Annotated in this window: 19 protein-coding genes; 7 read left to right on the top strand and 12 right to left on the bottom strand. The window is 70.7% G+C overall.

The annotated features are described in order from the left end of the window. Positions 1 to 78 precede the first annotated feature (78 nt). Together QWJ13_RS32265 and QWJ13_RS32260 are read left to right on the top strand one after the other, a co-directional pair. Positions 79 to 273: a hypothetical protein gene (locus tag QWJ13_RS32265; RefSeq protein ID WP_316529034.1), complete on the top strand. Its 195-nt coding sequence runs from the start codon at positions 79 to 81 to the stop codon at positions 271 to 273. Between the two features lie 44 nt (positions 274 to 317). Next, complete coding sequence (locus QWJ13_RS32260) at positions 318 to 1,187, top strand: NmrA family NAD(P)-binding protein (protein ID WP_316529033.1); 870 nt, start codon at positions 318 to 320, stop codon at positions 1,185 to 1,187. Here QWJ13_RS32260 and QWJ13_RS32255 read toward each other — a convergent pair. The 3 genes from QWJ13_RS32255 to QWJ13_RS32245 all read right to left on the bottom strand — a co-directional run bounded on the left by QWJ13_RS32255 (position 1,168) and on the right by QWJ13_RS32245 (position 3,588). After that, on the bottom strand, positions 1,168 to 1,857 hold the full coding sequence (locus QWJ13_RS32255) for a hypothetical protein (RefSeq protein ID WP_316529032.1): 690 nt from the start codon (positions 1,855 to 1,857) through the stop codon (positions 1,168 to 1,170). The genes QWJ13_RS32260 and QWJ13_RS32255 overlap by 20 nt on opposite strands. Positions 1,858 to 1,992: 135 nt before the next feature. Continuing rightward, positions 1,993 to 2,178, bottom strand: coding sequence for a hypothetical protein (locus QWJ13_RS32250; protein WP_316529031.1), 186 nt, complete (start codon positions 2,176 to 2,178; stop codon positions 1,993 to 1,995). A gap of 3 nt (positions 2,179 to 2,181) precedes the next feature. Beyond that, positions 2,182 to 3,588, bottom strand: coding sequence for an MFS transporter (locus QWJ13_RS32245; protein WP_316529266.1), 1,407 nt, complete (start codon positions 3,586 to 3,588; stop codon positions 2,182 to 2,184). Between the two features lie 279 nt (positions 3,589 to 3,867). Between QWJ13_RS32245 and QWJ13_RS32240 the strand changes: the two genes are divergently transcribed. Beyond that, on the top strand, positions 3,868 to 4,326 hold the full coding sequence (locus QWJ13_RS32240; RefSeq protein WP_316529030.1) for a MarR family winged helix-turn-helix transcriptional regulator: 459 nt from the start codon (positions 3,868 to 3,870) through the stop codon (positions 4,324 to 4,326). Positions 4,327 to 4,368: 42 nt separating this feature from the next. Here the strand turns inward: QWJ13_RS32240 and QWJ13_RS32235 are convergent, their stop codons facing one another. The 6 genes from QWJ13_RS32235 to QWJ13_RS32210 form a co-directional block, all read right to left on the bottom strand. Beyond that, positions 4,369 to 5,391 (bottom strand): 2-dehydropantoate 2-reductase, encoded by a 1,023-nt coding sequence (locus tag QWJ13_RS32235; RefSeq protein WP_316529028.1) that lies wholly within the window; start codon positions 5,389 to 5,391, stop codon positions 4,369 to 4,371. A gap of 28 nt (positions 5,392 to 5,419) precedes the next feature. Then, on the bottom strand, positions 5,420 to 6,241 hold the full coding sequence (locus QWJ13_RS32230; protein ID WP_316529027.1) for a class II aldolase/adducin family protein: 822 nt from the start codon (positions 6,239 to 6,241) through the stop codon (positions 5,420 to 5,422). A 295-nt stretch (positions 6,242 to 6,536) separates the two neighbouring features. Continuing rightward, on the bottom strand, positions 6,537 to 7,079 hold the full coding sequence (locus tag QWJ13_RS32225; RefSeq protein WP_316529026.1) for a GNAT family N-acetyltransferase: 543 nt from the start codon (positions 7,077 to 7,079) through the stop codon (positions 6,537 to 6,539). A gap of 41 nt (positions 7,080 to 7,120) precedes the next feature. After that, entirely contained in the window at positions 7,121 to 8,017 is an 897-nt protein-coding gene (locus QWJ13_RS32220) for a S41 family peptidase (RefSeq protein ID WP_316529024.1), read from the bottom strand. 202 nt (positions 8,018 to 8,219) lie between these two features. Continuing rightward, positions 8,220 to 8,483, bottom strand: a complete 264-nt coding sequence (locus QWJ13_RS32215; RefSeq protein ID WP_316529023.1) for a hypothetical protein — start codon at positions 8,481 to 8,483, stop codon at positions 8,220 to 8,222. Next, positions 8,480 to 8,848, bottom strand: coding sequence for an ATP-binding protein (locus QWJ13_RS32210; protein ID WP_316529022.1), 369 nt, complete (start codon positions 8,846 to 8,848; stop codon positions 8,480 to 8,482). The genes QWJ13_RS32215 and QWJ13_RS32210 overlap by 4 nt, the downstream gene beginning before the upstream one ends. Positions 8,849 to 9,075: 227 nt before the next feature. Between QWJ13_RS32210 and QWJ13_RS32205 the strand changes: the two genes are divergently transcribed. The 4 genes from QWJ13_RS32205 (at position 9,076) to QWJ13_RS32190 (ending at position 13,864) form a co-directional block, all read left to right on the top strand. Beyond that, positions 9,076 to 9,927, top strand: a complete 852-nt coding sequence (locus QWJ13_RS32205; RefSeq protein ID WP_316529020.1) for a DUF5753 domain-containing protein — start codon at positions 9,076 to 9,078, stop codon at positions 9,925 to 9,927. Positions 9,928 to 9,930: 3 nt separating this feature from the next. After that, a complete protein-coding gene (locus QWJ13_RS32200) occupies positions 9,931 to 10,116 on the top strand; it encodes a DUF397 domain-containing protein (protein ID WP_316529019.1) in 186 nt (61 codons plus the stop codon). A 517-nt stretch (positions 10,117 to 10,633) separates the two neighbouring features. After that, positions 10,634 to 12,661 (top strand): hypothetical protein, encoded by a 2,028-nt coding sequence (locus tag QWJ13_RS32195; protein ID WP_316529017.1) that lies wholly within the window; start codon positions 10,634 to 10,636, stop codon positions 12,659 to 12,661. A gap of 804 nt (positions 12,662 to 13,465) precedes the next feature. Continuing rightward, a complete protein-coding gene (locus QWJ13_RS32190; protein WP_316529016.1) occupies positions 13,466 to 13,864 on the top strand; it encodes a hypothetical protein in 399 nt (132 codons plus the stop codon). A 31-nt stretch (positions 13,865 to 13,895) separates the two neighbouring features. Here the strand turns inward: QWJ13_RS32190 and QWJ13_RS32185 are convergent, their stop codons facing one another. The 3 genes from QWJ13_RS32185 to QWJ13_RS32175 all read right to left on the bottom strand — a co-directional run bounded on the left by QWJ13_RS32185 (position 13,896) and on the right by QWJ13_RS32175 (position 17,078). Further along, a complete protein-coding gene (locus QWJ13_RS32185) occupies positions 13,896 to 14,465 on the bottom strand; it encodes a hypothetical protein (protein ID WP_316529013.1) in 570 nt (189 codons plus the stop codon). A 185-nt stretch (positions 14,466 to 14,650) separates the two neighbouring features. Beyond that, complete coding sequence (locus QWJ13_RS32180; RefSeq protein ID WP_432277643.1) at positions 14,651 to 15,691, bottom strand: adenosine deaminase; 1,041 nt, start codon at positions 15,689 to 15,691, stop codon at positions 14,651 to 14,653. A 91-nt stretch (positions 15,692 to 15,782) separates the two neighbouring features. Next, positions 15,783 to 17,078: a DUF445 domain-containing protein gene (locus QWJ13_RS32175; RefSeq protein ID WP_316529011.1), complete on the bottom strand. Its 1,296-nt coding sequence runs from the start codon at positions 17,076 to 17,078 to the stop codon at positions 15,783 to 15,785. Positions 17,079 to 17,196: the final 118 nt, after the last annotated feature.

Genomic DNA, 17,196 nt, shown 5'->3' with positions numbered 1-17,196 from the left:
GACACGGCGCCACCCATCATCGCGCACCGGCCCGAAACCGGGTGACCGTTTCGTGTTCGATCTGTTCGACTGCCCGCCATGAGCACCTCGCACGCCCTGCCCGTTCTGCGCACCACCAACCGGTGGGCCGCCTACGACGCCGCCCGGCGGCTGCTGGGCACCACGGTTCGGCGCGACGCGACCGAGGTGCCGGCGTTCGCGGACGGGCTCCCGGTGGCCCAGGCCCGGCGGGTGGGCCTGACGCCCATCGGGCCGCCGGAGCCTGGCTGGTAGCCGACCAGGGCATAGCCCCGTTCCCACCCGCGTTGAGCCCCGGCATGACCAAGATTCTGGTGATCGGCGCAACCGGCAGTGTGGGCAGGCACGTTACGGCCGCACTGGCCGAAGAGGGCCACGACGTACGCGCGTTGGTGCGTGACCCGGCAAAGGCCGTGCTGCCCGACACAGTCGAGCTCTTCCGGGGCGACCTGACGCGGCCCGAGAGCCTGGCGCCCGCCCTGGCCGGCGGCGTCGAAGCCGTCTACCTGATGTGGCCCGGCCTGCCCGTCCGGCCCCGGGTCATCGAACTCATCGCCGCGCACGCCGAGCGGATCGTCTACCTGTCGACGGACGTGCCGGACCTCGCCGACGGGGAGCCGGCCGCCGTCTTCCACCAGGAGATCGAGCGGCTGATCCGGCACTCCGGCCTGCGCTGGACCTTCGTCCGGGCGATCGACTTCGCCGGCAACCTGCTGGCCTGGGCCGACCAGGTCCGTGAGGGCGTGGTCCGCTGGCCGTACGGGCAGGCGCGACGCTCGCTGGTGCACGAGCGGGACATCGCGGACGTCGCCGTGCGGGCGCTCACCGAGGACGGGCACGACGGCGCGAAGTACCTGGTCACCGGCCCTCAGTCGCTCTCGCACGCCGAGCTGGCCGGGATTCTCGGCGAGGAGCTGGGCGTCCCGGTGCGCTGGGAGGAGCTGGCACCGGAGACGGCCCGCGAGCGGCTGACGGCGGCCTGGGGGAATCCGGCGTTCGTGGCGGCCCGGCTGCGCGCCTGGGAGTCGTTCACCCGGGAGCCGGAGCGGGTGACGGACACCGTTCGGCAGGTGCTCGGCCGTCCGCCGCGCGACGTCCGCAGCTGGGTGCGGGATCACGCGGCGGACTTCCGACCGGACCAGGAGGGCCTCAGTAGCGAACGGCCTTGACCACCACGGGAGTCAGGTTCAGATCGGCCGGCTGCCGGCTGAACGCCACGGGCTGGGCCTTGCCGTTCGGCGGGACGTTCTCGGCGCCGACGATGGAGCTGTCCACGGCCTTGCCGCCGGCGTCGACGAAGTCGACCTGCACCGCGTAGTTGGCCGGGCTGTTCCCCCGGTTCTGCATGGTGACGACCACGGCATTCAGGCCACCGGTGTTCTGCCGCGCGATGCCGGTGATGGTGATGTCGCCCTGGGCGTTGCCGCCGTCCGTCACCCCGCTGAGCACCGAGGCGGACTTCTCCCTGGTCATCGCCTGCTGCGCCGAGACGGACGCCTCGAAGGCGGACGCGGCGGCGGAGTTGGAGGCGACGGCCGCTTCGGAGGCCGCCGAAGCCGAGGCCGCCGCGGCCGACGCCGAGGCCAGCAGCGACTCCGCGGCGGAGGCGACCGCCGAGGGCGGCTCGCCGGAGAAGGCGCCCGCGTTGGGCGAGGTGGCGGCGGGCGTCGCCGTGCCGGACGGGCTGCTGCCGCACGCCGCGAGCACGGCGACGCCGGAGGCCGCCACGATCAGCGCGACCGCGCGCAGGGGCGTCCACCGTCCGCCGCCCGCGGGGGGCCCGGGCGGCGGACGGTGGCCGGATCGGCCGGGGCTGGGGGGACTGTGGAGTTCACGCACCGAGAATCCCTCTCCTGGTCGGTGTTCGGCCGCCGAGGGCCCGTACGTCCCATGCTTGGCAACAACCGGCTCCACAGCGACAGCTCCTGACCCGTCCGGGTGGACACCCCGCCCGTACAGGGGTCCGGGCAGGCCTCAGGACCCGATGGACCCGATGGTCAGCACCGCCTTGCCGTGCAGCCGCCGCCCGAGCAGCGCGTCGACGGCCTCCGCCGCGTCGTCCCGGTCGCCGCGCCAGGGGCGCGCTCGCGGCGACGGTGGAACCGCGAGGCCGAGGACGCCCCGGGCGCGCACCGGCACGGCGCGCGCCCGGGGCGGCACGGCTCAGGCGGTGGCCGCCTCCTGGGTGGGGACGGCACGCAGCCGGGCCTCGCCCGCCGCCGGGATGGCGGCGGCGACGGCGGCCGCGATCAGGGCGACGACGCAGCCGATCACCAGGCCGACCCGGAAGCCGCTCTCCGAGGGCAGGGTGTGCCCGCCCAGGTTGATGGTCAGCTGCGACAGCACCACGCCCATCACGGCGGCGGAGACCGAAGTGCCCAGCGAGCGCATCAGGGTGTTGAAGCTGTTCGCGGAGGCCGTCGAGGACAGCGGCACCGCGCTCATGATCAGCGCGGGCATCGCGCCGTACGCCAGGCCGACGCCGCTGTTGCAGACGATCGTCACGACCAGCACGCCCCAGGTGGAGCCCATCAGCACCAGCGCCAGCCCGTACCCGACGGCGATCGTCAGGGCGCCGGCGACCAGCGTGAACTTGGGGCCGCGCGCCGCCGAGAGCTTGCCGCCGAACGGGGAGACGACCATCATCATCAGCCCGCCGGGCGCCATCCACAGGCCCATGGCGAGCATCGACTGCCCCAGCCCGTAGCCGGTGGCCTTCGGCAGCTGGAGCAGCTGCGGCACGATCAGCGCCTGGGCGTACATGCCGAAGCCGACCAGGACGGAGGCCAGGTTGGTCATCAGCACTCGCGGGCGGGCGGTGACCCTCAGGTCCACCAGCGGGTCACGGACGCGCAGCTCCCAGCGGGCCCAGAGCATCAGGATCGCGGCGGAGGCGGTGAACAGGCCGAGGGTGCGGGTGCTGCCCCAGCCCCAGTCGCCGCCCTTGGAGACGGGCAGCAGCAGGCTGACGAGGCCGAGGCTCAGGCCTATCGCGCCGACGACGTCGAAGCGTCCGCCGGCCGGGCGGCCGGTGGCGGCGGGGGCGGGGATGACGGACCAGAGCATGCCGATGATCACGACGGTCAGCACGGCGGTGCCCCAGAACAGCACCCGCCAGCTGGCGTAGTCGGCGACCCCGGCGGCGATCGGCAGGCCGAGGCCGCCGCCGATCCCCATCGACGCGCTGACCAGCGCGATCGCCGAGCCGAGCCGCTCGGCCGGCAGGACGTCGCGCAGCAGGCTGATGCCGATCGGCACCAGGCCCATGCCCATGCCCTGCAAGGCCCGGCCGACGATCATCGGCACCACGGAGTCGGCCACCGCGCACAGCACCGAGCCGAGCAGCAGCGGGACGCAGGAGGCGATGAGCATCGTCCGCTTGCCGAGCAGGTCGCCGAGGCGGCCGCTGATCGGGACGAAGACGGCAGCGGAGAGCAGGGTCGCGGTGATGACCCAGGAGGCGTTGGACGCGGTGGTGTGCAGGAGCTGCGGCAGCTGGCTGATCAGCGGGGTGACCAGGGTCTGCATGATCGCGGCGACGGTGCCGGTGAAGGCGAGCACCGCCACGATCGGACCGGTGCGCAGGGCGGGGGCGGGGGCTGAGGCTGAGGCTGAGGCTGAGGCTGGGGCTGGGGTGGGGCCGTTGATGACGGGCCTCCTCGACGATCGAGGGGATCGGATGACGCGACTCGCATGTGCGACTCGCACACTATGTGCGGGCTGCACATGAGCATCAGAGTACACACGATGTGCACCACGCACATCGCATGCAAGCTGCACATTTCTGGCATACTGAACCGTGATCCATGAAGAAACCGCAGGTCGACGCGGCGACGAAGGGACCTCGCCATGGCCAGCCCCACGCACCGGGTCGCACTCGAATTCCTGGTGTTCGCCCGGCACCGCGACCTGAGCCAGGTCGACAACCGCCGCCCCGAGGGCAGTCAGCTCGAACGCAGCGCGTACATCCTGCTCAGCCGGGTCGACGCCGAGGGGCCGATGTCGATCGGGCAGCTGAGCGACGCCTTCGGGCTGGACGTCTCCACGCTCAACCGGCAGACGGCGGCGCTGACGGGCGCGGGGCTGCTCGAACGCATCCCGGACCCGGACGGCGGCATCGCCCGCAAGTTCCGGCTGACGGAAGAGGGCGGGCGGCGGCTCGGCGAGGAACGCGAGGCCCACGTCCGGGCGCTCGACCTCGTGATGTCGGACTGGTCGCAGGAGGACGTCGACTCCTTCGCCGACTTCCTGCGCCGGTTCAACACCGGCATCGAGCGGATCGACGGACGGCCCTGGCCGCGCGACTGACACGGCGCGCGGGAAGTCGACCGGGCCGACTTCCCGCGCAGGTCAGCCCGCCGCGGCGAGGTCCGCGAGAAGAGCGGGGCCCGTCCAGGCGGGAGCGGCGCCCGGAGCCGCCGTCTCGGCCGCGCGGACGAGAGCGACCAGGCGGGCATTGGCGGGCGCGGTGAGGCCATGGCGCTCGGCGAGGGCGACCACCTCGCCCTGAAGCGAGTCGATCTCGGTCGGGCGGCCCCGCTGGAGGTCCTCCCACATCGAGGAGCGCGCGGTGGCGTCGATCCGCAGGCTCACCCCCGCCAGCCGCTGGAACAGCACGTCCGGCAGGCGCAGCACCCAGGGCATCAGCCCCGGCGCCACCGGGCCGAGCCGGGTCGGCGCCACCCCGGCGGCCCGGAACGCCGCCAGCGCCTCCCCCTGGCAACGCGCCACGCACCGCCGGTACGCCCGCTGCCCGACCTGCTCGCGCAGCGGCAGCCCGGAGAGGGCGTTGACGGCGTTGTTGAGGTTGATCAGCAGCTTGGCCGCCTGGACGGCCGGCATGTCCGGCCGCAGCTCCAGCAGCAGACCGCTCGCCCGAGCCGCCTCGGCGAACACCTCCACACCCCGCGAGGCCTCCAGCATCAGCGAGCCGCCGCTGCCCTGGTGAACGGCGGCGGAGCCGGTCCGCACCACGTTGTACGGGACCATCCCGGCCAGCACCCGGTGGGCGGGCAGCGCGGCCGCGAGCACCGCCGGGTTGTGCAGGCCGTTCTGGAAGCTCACCACCACGGCGCCCGGCCCGAGGTGCGGGGCGAGTTCCCGGGCGGCGGTCGCGGTGTCGGCGGACTTCACCGTCACCAGCACGTAGTCGGCCCCGGCCGCCGCACCCGGGTCCGCGGAGACGCTCAACTCCCCTACCGTGCGGCGGAATCCGTCCGGGCCGGTGAGCGTCAGCGCGTCCGCCTCGATCGCCGCCATCGCGGCCGGCCGCCCGATCAGGGTGACCTCGGCGGCCGAGGCGAGCATGCCGCCGAGGTGGCAGCCGATCGATCCGGCGCCGAACACGGCTATTCGCAGCCGGGGTTGGGACATGGGCAGCTCCTGAGGCAGCGGGAACCGGTCAGTCGAAGAGGTCCGGGTCCGAGGCGGTGATCTGGTCCCACAGCGGGCGGGCCTGGAACCAGCCCGCCAGCGAACTCCCGAGCTGGCCACGGGTGATCAGCGCGGTCTCCCGGTCGATCAGCTTGGGGGTGCCGGCCGCCATCGCGAGCAGCTGCGCCTGGCAGGAGCGCTCCATCGTCACGAACCACCAGACGGCCTCGGCGACGGACTGGCCGACCGTGAGCAGCCCGTGGTTCTGGAGGATCACCGCCTTGTGGCCGCCCAGCGCGGCGGCCACCCGCTTGCCCTCCTCCACGTCCGTCACCACGCCCCGGTAGTCGCTGTACAGCCCGTGGTCCTCGAAGAAGGCGCAGGCGTCCTGGGTGATCGGGTCGAGCAGGATGCCCAGGCTGGAGAACGCCTTGCCGTACAGCGAGTGCGAGTGCGCGGCGGCGATCGCGTCCGGCCGGGCCGCGTGCACCCGGGAGTGGATCGCGAAGGCCGCCCGGTTCACCGGCCGGGTGCCGCGCAGCAGGGTGCCCTCGTGGTCGACGAGGACGAGGTCGGAGGCCTTGATCTGGGTGAAGCTCATTCCGAACGGGTTCACCCAGAACCAGCCCGGGTCCTCGGGGTCACGGACGGTGATGTGCCCGGCGACGCCCTCCGAGAAGCCGAACCGGCCGAACAGCCGGAACCCGGCCGCCAGTTGCTCCTTGCGGTACTGGCGCTCCTCCTCCACCGAGTCGAAGACCGGCGGCAGCGGCAGGCTCACCCCCTCCGGAGACGGCCCCACGACACCGGTCGCCGCGTACGGGTCGGCGGGCTGAGGCGATTCGGGCATGGCGACTCCTGGGCTGCGGCGGGTCGGGACGGCTCAGCGGGTGTTCGCACCATGTCTACCCCACCGGGGCGCTTCACCCCCCTCGGGAACAGGGCACCCCGGCCAGGAGGTCAGACAGTTCGCCACTGCGGGGCGGGACCAGTCGGTCTGCGGCCAGTCCCACCCGAGCTGGAGGAAGAGGTCCCCCCGTGCACGCCGCTCTGGGTGACCCGGGCGACCACCTGGTCACCCTCGCCGAGCAGTTGGTCCACACGGACGGTGAGCGGATCCTAGCCCCCCATGATCCACTTGGCTTTCAGGCCTTCGCGTTCGGCTTCCACTCCTCGGCGAGGAGGCCGAGCAGCACCTGGTTCATGAAACGGCCCAGCACCCAGGCCGAGGAGCGCAGTTCGCCCTCGCGCACGAAGCCGTTCCGCTCGGCGGCGCGCAGCATCGGGGCGTTGTCCGACAGGGTCTCGACCTGGAGGCGGTTGAGGCCGCGCACGACGAAGCCGTAGTGGCACAGGACCGAGACGACGTCGGTGCCGTAGCCCTTGCCACGGCAGGACGGCAGCAGGCCCAGCCCGAGGTGCGCGGAGCGGTGGTGGGTGTCGATGCCCCAAAGGTTCGCCGAGCCGACCAGCGTGCCGGTCGCCAACTCCACCACGGAGAACGGGATGTCGGCATGGTTGTTCTCGTCCACCACGAGCCGCTGGTCCTGCGAGCCGGGCACGAGCGGCCGCCATGGACGGCCGTCGGCGCGCGCGGTGTTGACCACGTCGTCGTACAACTCGGCCCGCAGGATCGGGATGTCCTCATCGTGCCGGGCCCGCAGCCCGATCTTCTCGCCTCGAAGCATGGAAGCTTCCTACCCGACCGGGTCGGCGGGCGGCAATCCGTTTAACGGCGACCGACTGCGGTGCGCAGGTGCTCCAGCGCCGCCTCCAGCGCGTCGTCGGCCGGGACGGCCAGGTCCGGCTCGACGCCGACGCCCTCCCAGTTGGTGCCGGTGACCGGGTTGATCGCGCGGGCGGTGGGGACGGTCACGGTGACGTGCGGGGAGATCTGGATGCGGGCCGTGGGGTGAGCGCCGCCCCGGGTGGTCCCGCCGACCAGGGTGGCACGCCCCAACACCTTGAGGTTGTAGGCCAGTTCCTCACCGCCGGAGAAGGTGACATCGCTCGTCAGCACCGCGACCGGGCGGTCCGGGTAGCGCGGGGCGGCGAGGTGCCCGAGGGTCCAGTACTGGCGGGTGGAGTCGGTGCCCCGGTCGTAGATGTCGTTGAGGTGTACCTCGTCGTCGCCGAAGAAGTAGCTGCACCACAGCTGCACGCCCTCCGGCGAGCCGCCCCGGCACTGCCGCAGGTCGATCACCAACGCGTCGGTGGTGGCGACCAGTTGCATGGCGGCGGCGATGGCGGGGCCGCCCAGCTCGGCCGGGGCGATCAGGCGCAGGTCGAGGTAGCCGATGTTGCCGTCGAGCTGCTCCACCCGCCGGATGCCGTAGTTGTGCTCCCGGGCGTGCCGCGCGAAACGGGCGCGGGCGACGTTCTCGGGCTCCTCGTCCATCGGCTGCGGCTCCTCGCCCCAGAGGAGGCGCAGGTGCTTGTCCGGGCAGGCCTGCTGGAGGTCGTCCGTGACCAGCTCGCACAACTCCCGTTCGTCCAGGCCCTGGTACGCGCCTTCGGCGAGTCGGCTCCGGAGAGCCGTGTCGATGGCGGCCGTCCGCTCGGGGAACACATAGCCGGCGGTGATCCGGGCCAGCGCGGCTTCGAGTATCTCGTGGTGAGTGGTCATGCGCGCAGATGGTAGGCCTGGGACGGACGGGTGCCCAGAGGTTTTCGCGGCTGCTCCGGTTCAGGTCGCCGGGCCGAGGCCTTCCGGGAGGGCGGCTGCGGTGCGGAACGAAGGGCGCCGTCTTCGTCCCAGTGGTCATCACCTGGAGCTCATTGTCGTGCGGCCGCCGCCGCACGACATCAGGATTTCGGTGGGGCGTGGATCACTCCACCAGGTGGCGGGTGTCCAGGGATCGCCGGTACTCGCGCAGGAGCGCGAGGAGGTTGATCAGGGTGCTGGTCGGGATGTTGCCGATGTCGATCAGGCGACGGCCGTGGAGATCGGTCTCGCCGGGGATCGCCGAGGGCCAGAGGAGGCCGAACTGGCGGCTTTCGGTGCGGAGTTCGACGATCAGTTCGGTGAGCTGGCGGGGGGTGAGGTGGAGGAGCACCGGGTCACTGGGCTCGATGGGGTGGTGGGCGCTCACTGGACGGACTCCTGTTCCATCTCGAACCAGACGGTCTTGCCGAGGTGTTGGGCGTCGGCACCCCAACGGTTGGTGAGGCCGGCGACGAGCTGGAGGCCCCGGCCGGTCTCGGAGAGGAGGGACTGCGGGCCGACCTCGGGGAGGAGGGGGCTGCGGTCGGAGACGGAGACCCGGAGGGCGTTGAGGCGGTGGTGGATGAGGATGACAGGGGAGCTGGTTTCGCCGTGGCGCCAGGCGTTGACGATGAGTTCGACCATGGCGAGTTCGGCGTCCGCGATGAGGGAGGGCGGCCAGCCGGCGCTGGTCATGCCGTCGCGGAGGGCGTCACGCGAGAGGGTGAGGGAGGGGGAGTTGAGGTTGCGCACGAGGTCTCCCAGGGGGATGGGGTGTGAGACCGGCGGATGCGTCGCCGTGAACGAGCCCAATGGGCATGGGTGTTCTTCGGTGCCCGAGCGGCGTTACTGACGACCCGTTCGGTAATCGGTGCATCACAGACTGTAGGGCATCATGGCTCACAAGTGCCACCGAATCTGGAAACACGGTCCACCAGTTGTGGCTGGACTGTTGACGAGACGACGTAGATGCTTGGCGCATGCCACCACGTACAACCCCATCGGCCAGGCAGATCCGGCTGGGCATCGAGCTGCGGAAGATGCGAGACGCCGCCGGCCAAACGACCGCGCAAGCCGCTGCCGTGTTCGGCCTCGATCGGACGAAGATCACGCAGGTCGAGAAGGGGCACTACCCCATCACGGCCGAGCGCGTCCGGGTGCTCGCCGAAGCCTTCGGCGAGACCGACGCCGAGTACGTCGCCGCCCTCGCGTCCATGGCCGAGGAACGACACAAGGGCTGGTGGGAGGAGTATCGCGGCTTCGTTCCGCAGGGATTTCTCGACATCTGCGAACTCGAATACCGCTCAATGGGCATGCAGTCGCACCAGATCTGCCATCCGCCAGGGCCGATGCAGTCAGAGCGATACTGCCGCGCGGTCTTTCAAGACGCTCAGTCGCCACTGAGTCCGCGCGTCCTCGAAACGCGAGTCGAGCATCGACTGCGTCGATCGCAGGCATTGATGGCCGAGGGAGCCCAGCCATATACCGCGATCGTCTACGAGGCGGCCCTACGAGCGCAGTTCGGCGGCCGCGATGTCACTCGGGAGCAGCTGGACTGGATGCTGGAGCTGTCGCTTCGCCCCCACGTGACGCTTCGAGTGGTCACGTTCGAGTCGGGCGGCTTCAAGGGGTCCGGTCAGGCCATCATCTACGCCAAGGGCTGCGTCCCTCGCCTGGACACGGTCCAGTACGACTCGGTCGATGGACCGATCTTCCTCCACACGACAGAGCACCTGAACACCTACCGCAGCATCATCGAGCGGATGACTGATCGGTCTCTTTCGGTTGAGGATTCTCGCGACCTCATCGCGAAGATCAAGAAGGAGATATAGATCGTGGAAAAGCTCGCCTGGGCACGCCCCATGTCGTGCGCCAACTCGAACAACTGCCCCGAAGTCGCCGTGACCGGCGACGCCGTGTACGTCCGCAGCAGCCTCCTGCCCGACGCCATCGCCGAGCTCACGCCCGACGAGTGGCGCGACCTCGTCGCCGCCATCCGCGCGGGCGAGTTCTCCATCTGACTCTGATTCGGCACACGGCCGCTGACCTGCTACTGTTCATCTCACCGCGAGGGACGCAAACCCTCGCCAGGCGTCAGCGGTACTACCAGAGTACGTCCTACTTTCAGTAGGAAGAGTCCGTGCAACCCGGGCCTGGCGCTCCACTCCGGGAAGGCCCGGCACCTCCACAGGTGCCGGGCCTTTCTGTATCCCCGGGCCCGTTCACCCGATTCGAACCCCCGCCGTTCACCTGCTAATATTCCTGATGTCGCGAGGGACATGAGCCCCCGTCAGGCGTCAGCGGTACTACCAGAGTACGTCCTACTTTCAGTAGGAAGAGTCCGTGCAACCCGGGCCTGGCGCTCCAGTCCCGGAAGCCCCCGGCACCTCACAGGTGCCGGGGTCTTCCGCGTTTCCGGCCACACCCCATCCTCTTCGCGCCAGCCCCACACAATCCCCGCGTCCGGACTCCTCCGACCCGCCTACCGTCGACGCTGCCCGCATCGTGTGCAAGACACCCAGGCAGGAGTCCACCCCCATGCCGTCCTTGCTGCACTACGAGATCCTCACCGACCCGACCTCCCTACAAGCCTCCGCCGACGGTGCCCCGTCTGTGGGGACCGTGTACGTCGTTGTCTCCAACACCCACCAGGCCGAGGTGGAGTGGCAGAAGATCGACATCGAGATCCCCGTCGGCCCCAACACCGACGATCTGACCAACGACACCTCCGCCATCACGGCGAGCATCTCCATGACGTACTCGATGCCCTGGCTGGACGAGCCGGTCTTCGCCTGGGACGCCACCGACGAGGTGTTCCGCGCCCAGCACCCCAAGTGGCCCGGGCAAAAGCTGTACCTGCCCGCCCGGGAGGCGCTCGTCCTCAAGCTGGAGAACATCCCGATCACCCGGGGCGCCGGCCTGGTCCTCCTGAAGATCCACGACATCACCGGCGGCGGCGACGGTCCGATTTCCATGCTGGCGGGCCCGTACACCACCACCCTCGCGGTGACCAAGCAGACCTCGAAGGCCCCCCGCAACTTCCACCCCACCGAGACCCTGGTCAACGGAAGCCGGCAGCTCAAGCTGGAGTGGAACGGCCCCGACAACCTCTCCTACTGGATCCGCTACCCCGACAACACCCTGGAGCTCGCCGCCTCGCCGGCCCCCGGCCCCGCGGTGACCGACCAGCCCTACTCCTGGCCCGTCCCCACCCCGACCCGGGGCACCACGTACACCCTGATCGCCGGAACGAACATCAACGGCCAGCCGGAGTACGGCTACTTCCTCACCACCACCGTCCATGCCCTCATCCCCGAGTTCGCGGACGGGACGCGCACCCCCTGGATCGAGGGGACGACGAACACGAGCCTGATCACCTTCACCCCCGACGGCATCCGGGTCGACGACCGGAACCACGCCCCCGGGACGGTCGAGGCCCAGACCGCCGACGTGCACCTGGTGAAGACCGAGACCGTCCACGGCCGGGACGCCGACTCCGGTTGGATCGACTTCCCGGCCGACGGCATCCACGTCCACCGGGACGGCTCCCCGGTCCTCGGCGTCGTCACCGCCGACCGCGCGGACGTCACCGGAGTCAACACCACGTGGGTCGGCACCCGCGCCGCCGGCCAGGGCTGGATCGACTTCTCGCAGGCCGGCGCCACCCTCCACAAGGACGGCAACGCGACCCTGGGCGTCTTCACGGCCGACGGCGTCGACACCACGTGGGTCGGCGACCGGAGCGGGTCCAAGGGCTGGCTGGAGTTCCCCGGCTCCGGGATCAACGTCCGCAAGGACGGCGGCCAGGCCTGGGGCATCGTCGCGGCCGACAAGGCGGACCTCAACGGCATCAACACCAAGTGGGTCCAGGGCCGCTCCACCTCGGACGGCTGGATCGAGTTCCCCACGGACGGCGTCCGCGTCTACCGCGACGGCGGCCACGACCTCGGCACCCTCACCGCCGACAAGGCCAGCCTCAACGGTCTGAACACCAAGTGGGTCGGTGACCGCGACGGCTCCAAGGGCTGGCTGGAGTTCCCGGACTCCGGGATCAACGTCCGCAAGGACGGCGGCCAGGCCTGGGGCATCGTCGCGGCCGACAAGGCGGACCTCAACGGCATCAACACCAAGTGGGTCCAGGGCCGCTCCACCTCGGACGGCTGGATCGAGTTCCCCACGGACGGCCTGCGCGTCTACCGCGACGGCGGCCACGACCTCGGCACTCTCACCGCCGACAAGGCCAGCCTGAACGAGATGCACACCGTCGAGTCCCGGGTCTCCGGCGAGGAGCACGTGCGGGGCCTGCTCACCGTCGGCGGCGGGATGAAGCTCAGCCACGACGGCCAGCGGATGTTCATCACCATGCCGGACCGGATCATCTTCTCCGGCATCAACGAGTTCAAAAAATGGGTCACCTTCGAGAAGGGCATCGCCGTCACCTTCGGCAACGGCGGGCTCTCGATGACCCACGAGAACGGGATCATCGCCGCCGGCGCCAACGTCCAGATCCAGCAGGGCAAGCTCTCCATCTCCACCGGCAACCCGCCGCGGGTCCGGGAGCTGTAGCGGCCGTTCACGCGATTCGGCGCCAGGTCGATGAGCTGCTAGTATTCCTGATGTCGCGAGGGAGTGATCACTCGTCAGGCGTCAGTGGTACTACCAGAGTACGTCCTACTTTCAGTAGGAAGAGTCCGTGCAACCCGGGCCTGGCGCTCCACAGTCAGTAGGGCCCGGCACCTCCACAGGTGCCGGGCCCTACTGCATTGCGCTCAGCTCCAGGTGAGTTGGAGCAGTTGCCCGAGGTGAGCGTCCAACCCCCGAAGGTCTTCGGCGCGTTGTTCAGGCACCAGTCGGAGCCGACGTTCTTGACCCGCATCCCGACCAGGTCGTAGAGCGCAGGGGTGCATGTCCTGATAGCCGTTGGCGGCGTCCGGACAGCGCTGGGAGGCCTGGTTGAACAGCACCGTCGCCGGGGTGTCCGCCGACGCGGCGCTCGGGAACAGCGACAGGCCGCCCAGTGCGAGCAGGAGTGCCTACAGGAAACGCCTGATCGATGACGAACGCACGGGCGAACTCCTCAACGGATCGACAGATCGTGGACAGGAACGGGCCGTCGGCGCGCGGCGCCCGTGCGGCGACCGGACCGTTCGTCCCCGGCCTGTCCGCTTGACCGCATCCAGTCGATGGTCGCAGTCATATGGAAGCTAAATCGGGAAAAGGCCTGATCTCATCCTCAGCACATTCCCCGAGCGGAAGTCGGTTTTCCGCCACCAGGGGCCGGGGTATGGCCGAGACGTTCGCACCCCGACTGTCCATTTCCTCATCCCGGGGGCGAATCCTCGATGCTTTCCGATCGGAAGGGACACCCTCATGCACAGGAGCCTCCGGAACGCCTTCGCCACCGTCCTCGTGACGGGTGCGCTCACCACCGCGGCCGCGCCCACCGCCCTGGCCGCCGAGCAGGCGCAGTCGACGGCCGGGGTGCGGGCGGAACTCCGCAACCCGAAGACGATCAAGACCGCCGACTACAACAAGGCCCGGAACACCCTGATCGACGCCGGCAGCAAGACCGCCGAGAAGTCCCACCCGGCGCACGGCACCAAGGACGTCCCGGTCTCGCACGGCACCGACCTGCTCGCCGAGGCCCGGGACGAGTTCCGGGCCACCGACAAGAAGCTCCCGGCCGACCAGAAGAAGTCGGACATGTCGATCAAGCACTACAACGCGGTCCACAGCGCGGCCGGCACCATGGGCATCGACACCTGGTAGCGGCTCCTCCCCCAGCCCGAAGGGGCCCGCCTCACCGCTGGGGAGGCCGGGCCTCTTCGCGCGGCTCGCCCAGGCTGCCGTCGGGGCGGACGTCGAAGACCGTGTTCCCCTCCTGCCTGGTGACGGTGATCTGCTCCGGCCCGGACCAGTCGACCCGGACGAAGTCGCTGTTCTCGGTGTCCCAGGTGCCCAGGTACCAGTGGCGGGCGGACCAGCCGGTGCCGGACACCAGCTCCACCCGCCAGACCGGGTCGATCGAGAAGGCGACATCCGTGACGACCAACACCCGGTCCGGATGGCCCGAGCCGGGCCGCCGCTCGGACCACCGGTCCTGGTCGGCTATGTACGCGAAGCCCGCGATCGGCAGCCCGCCGAAGACCAGCGCCATCAGGCCCGCCGCGCAACCGATCTGGGACAGCTTGGTGCGGAACTCCATCCCGACGATCAACGAAGCCACGGTCAGCGCGACCGCCGCCGCGATCAGCGGCACCGGGTGGTAGAGCCACTGCTCCAACACCACCAGCCCGCCCGACCGGGACGAGTTCCAGCCCACCAGCAGCACCAGCAACACCGCGAGCGCCGCGCCCCTGAGCACCCACACGATCAATCTGCGGCGCGCCGCTGTCATCTTTCGCCCCCCGACGGTCCTTTGCTGACCTTTGGCGCGGACTTTACTACAGGGGCTGGTCAGGCCTCGGCGTCACCGAAGAGCCGCGCAGCCCGCTCCCCCGGGTGCGGAACCGCCCCGCCGACCGGGGTCGACGGGGCGGTTCTCCGAAGGCCGGTCTACCGCTGCCAGCCCGCCAGGTAGGCGTCGATCTCCCCGGCCAGCCGGGTCTTGCCGGCCTGGTCCAGGAAGGAGGCCTCCACCGCGTTGCGGGCCAGGCCCGCCACCCCGGCCTCGTCCAGGCCCAGCAGCCGCGCCGCCACCGCGTACTCGGTGTTGAGGTCGGTGCCGAACATCGGCGGGTCGTCGCTGTTGACCGTCACCAGCAGCCCCGCGTCCACCATCCGCTTGATCGGGTGGTCCTCGATCCGCTCCACGGCCCGCGTCGCGATGTTGGACGTCGGACAGACCTCCAGCGGAATCCGGTGCTCACCCAGGTAGTCGAGCAGCGCCGGATCCTTCACCGCCTGGGTGCCGTGCCCGATCCGCTCGGCGCCGAGCACCCTGATCGCGTCCCAGACCGTCTCCGGCCCGGTCGTCTCACCCGCGTGCGGAACACTGCGCAGACCCGCCGCCCGGGCCCGGTCGAAGTACGGCTTGAACTGCGGGCGCGGCACACCGATCTCCGGACCGCCCAGGCCGAAGCTGACCAGGCCCTCGGGGGCCAGCTCGGTCGCCAGCCGGGCCGTCACCTCGGCCGACTCCAGTCCGGCCTCACCCGGGATGTCGAAGCACCAGCGCAGCACCACGCCGAGCTCCTTCTCGGCGCGCAGCCGGGCGTCCTCGATCGCCTCCATGAAGGCGACCTCGGGGATGCCCCGCTTGACCGAGGAGTACGGGGTGATGGTCAGCTCGGCGTACCGGATGTTCTGCCGGGCCATGTCCTCGGCCACGCCGTAGGTGAGCGCGCGGACGTCCTCGGCGTCCCGGACCAGGTCCACGACGCTCAGGTAGACCTCGATGAAGTGCGCGAAGTCGGTGAAGGTGAAGTACTCGGCGAGCGCCGCCGGGTCCATCGGCACCTTGGAGTTGCCGGCGTGCCGGGCGGCCAGCTCGGCGACGACCCGCGGCGAGGCCGAGCCGACGTGGTGGACGTGCAGTTCCGCCTTGGGCATCCCGGCGATGAACGCCTCGATGCTCCGGTCTGCGGGCTGGACCACAGTGGTTCCCCTCTCTCTCCGGGTGTGACGCTCCAGGCGTGACGACAGCGCCGCCAAGGATAGGCGGTGCCCGGGATCGCCTTGCCGGGGATCAGCCCCCGAGCGCGACCGCCACCGTGTGGATCAGCAGCCCGGCCAGGGCGCCGACCACGGTGCCGTTGATCCGGATGAACTGGAGGTCGCGGCCCACGTTGGCCTCGATCTTGCGGGAGGCGTCGTCGGCGTCCCAGCTCGCCACCGTCTCGGAGATCAGCGAGGTGATCTCGGCGCGGTAGGTGTCCACCAGGTACTGGGCGGCGTCCTGGATCCAGCCGTCCGCCTTGGCCTGGAGCTTGGCGTCGGTCGCCAGGCGCTCGCCGAAGCGGCGCACGCCGTCACGGATGCGCCGGCGCAGTTCGCTGTCCTCGTCCTCGGCCGCGCCCATCACCAGGGTGCGGACGGCCGCCCACGTGGAGTTGATCAGGTCCTGCACCTCGGGGCGCGCCAGCAGCTCACCCTTGGCCCGCTCGACCCGGGCGATGGTCTCCGGGTCGTTCTGCAACTCGGTCGCGAAATCGGCGAGGAACGTGTCGATCGCGCCACGGGCCGGGTGGTCCGGATCGTCCCGGATGTCGGTGACGAAGCGCATCAGCTCCTTGTAGACCCGCTCGCCGACCTGCTGGTCGAGGAACTTCGGCGTCCAGCCCGGGGTCTTCTGCGTGACCTTCCTGACCACGTCCTCGTGGTTGGCGGTCAGCCAGCCGTGCGCCCGGACCGCGACCAGGTCCACCACCCCGTGGTGCCCGCCGTCCGCGACCACCTTGCCGAGCATCCGGCCCATCGGCTCGGCCACCGAGGTGGCCGCGGCCCGCCTGGTCACCGCTTCGGCGACCACCGCCCGCACGTCGTCGTCACGCAGCACTTCGAGCAGGCCGCGCAGCGCCGCCGAAGCCTCCTTGGTGACCCGCTCGGCACTGCCCGGCGCCGCCAGCCACTCCCCCAGCCGACGGCCGATGCCGAGCGCCGCGAGGCGACCGCGCACCACATGGCCGGACAGGAAGTTCTCGCCGACGAAGTCGCCCAGCGAGCGGCCGAAGGCGTCCTTCTTGGTCGGGATGATCGCGGTGTGCGGGATCGGCAGGCCGAACGGGCGGCGGAACAGCGCCGTCACCGCGAACCAGTCGGCCAGCGCACCGACCATGCCGGCCTCGGCGGCGGCCGCCACATACCCCGCCCAAGGGCCGGCCCCGGCCGCCTTCGCCCAGGTGGAGAGGGCGAAGACCAGGGTCGCGAAGGCCAGCAGGCCCGTCGCGATGGTCTTCATCCGGCGGACGCCGCGTCTCTTCTGCTCGTCGGCCGCGGTGAACCGGACACCGTGGCCCGTCCCGCTGATGGCATCGTCACTCACCCCGCCAGTCTGCCCGCTGCCCCCGCGCAGACGAAGGCGCGCCCCGCGATCACCCGCCCGGTGCGGCCGGCGAGCGCCGGGGCGAGCACTGCGCGAGCGGGGCAAGCGGGAGCCGAGG

Source organism: Kitasatospora brasiliensis (assembly GCF_032654805.1).
Classification (GTDB): Bacteria; Actinomycetota; Actinomycetes; order Streptomycetales; family Streptomycetaceae; genus Kitasatospora; species Kitasatospora brasiliensis.
The sequence above is the reverse complement of the archived record's forward strand: the minus strand, read 5'-3'. Positions and strand labels throughout refer to the sequence as shown.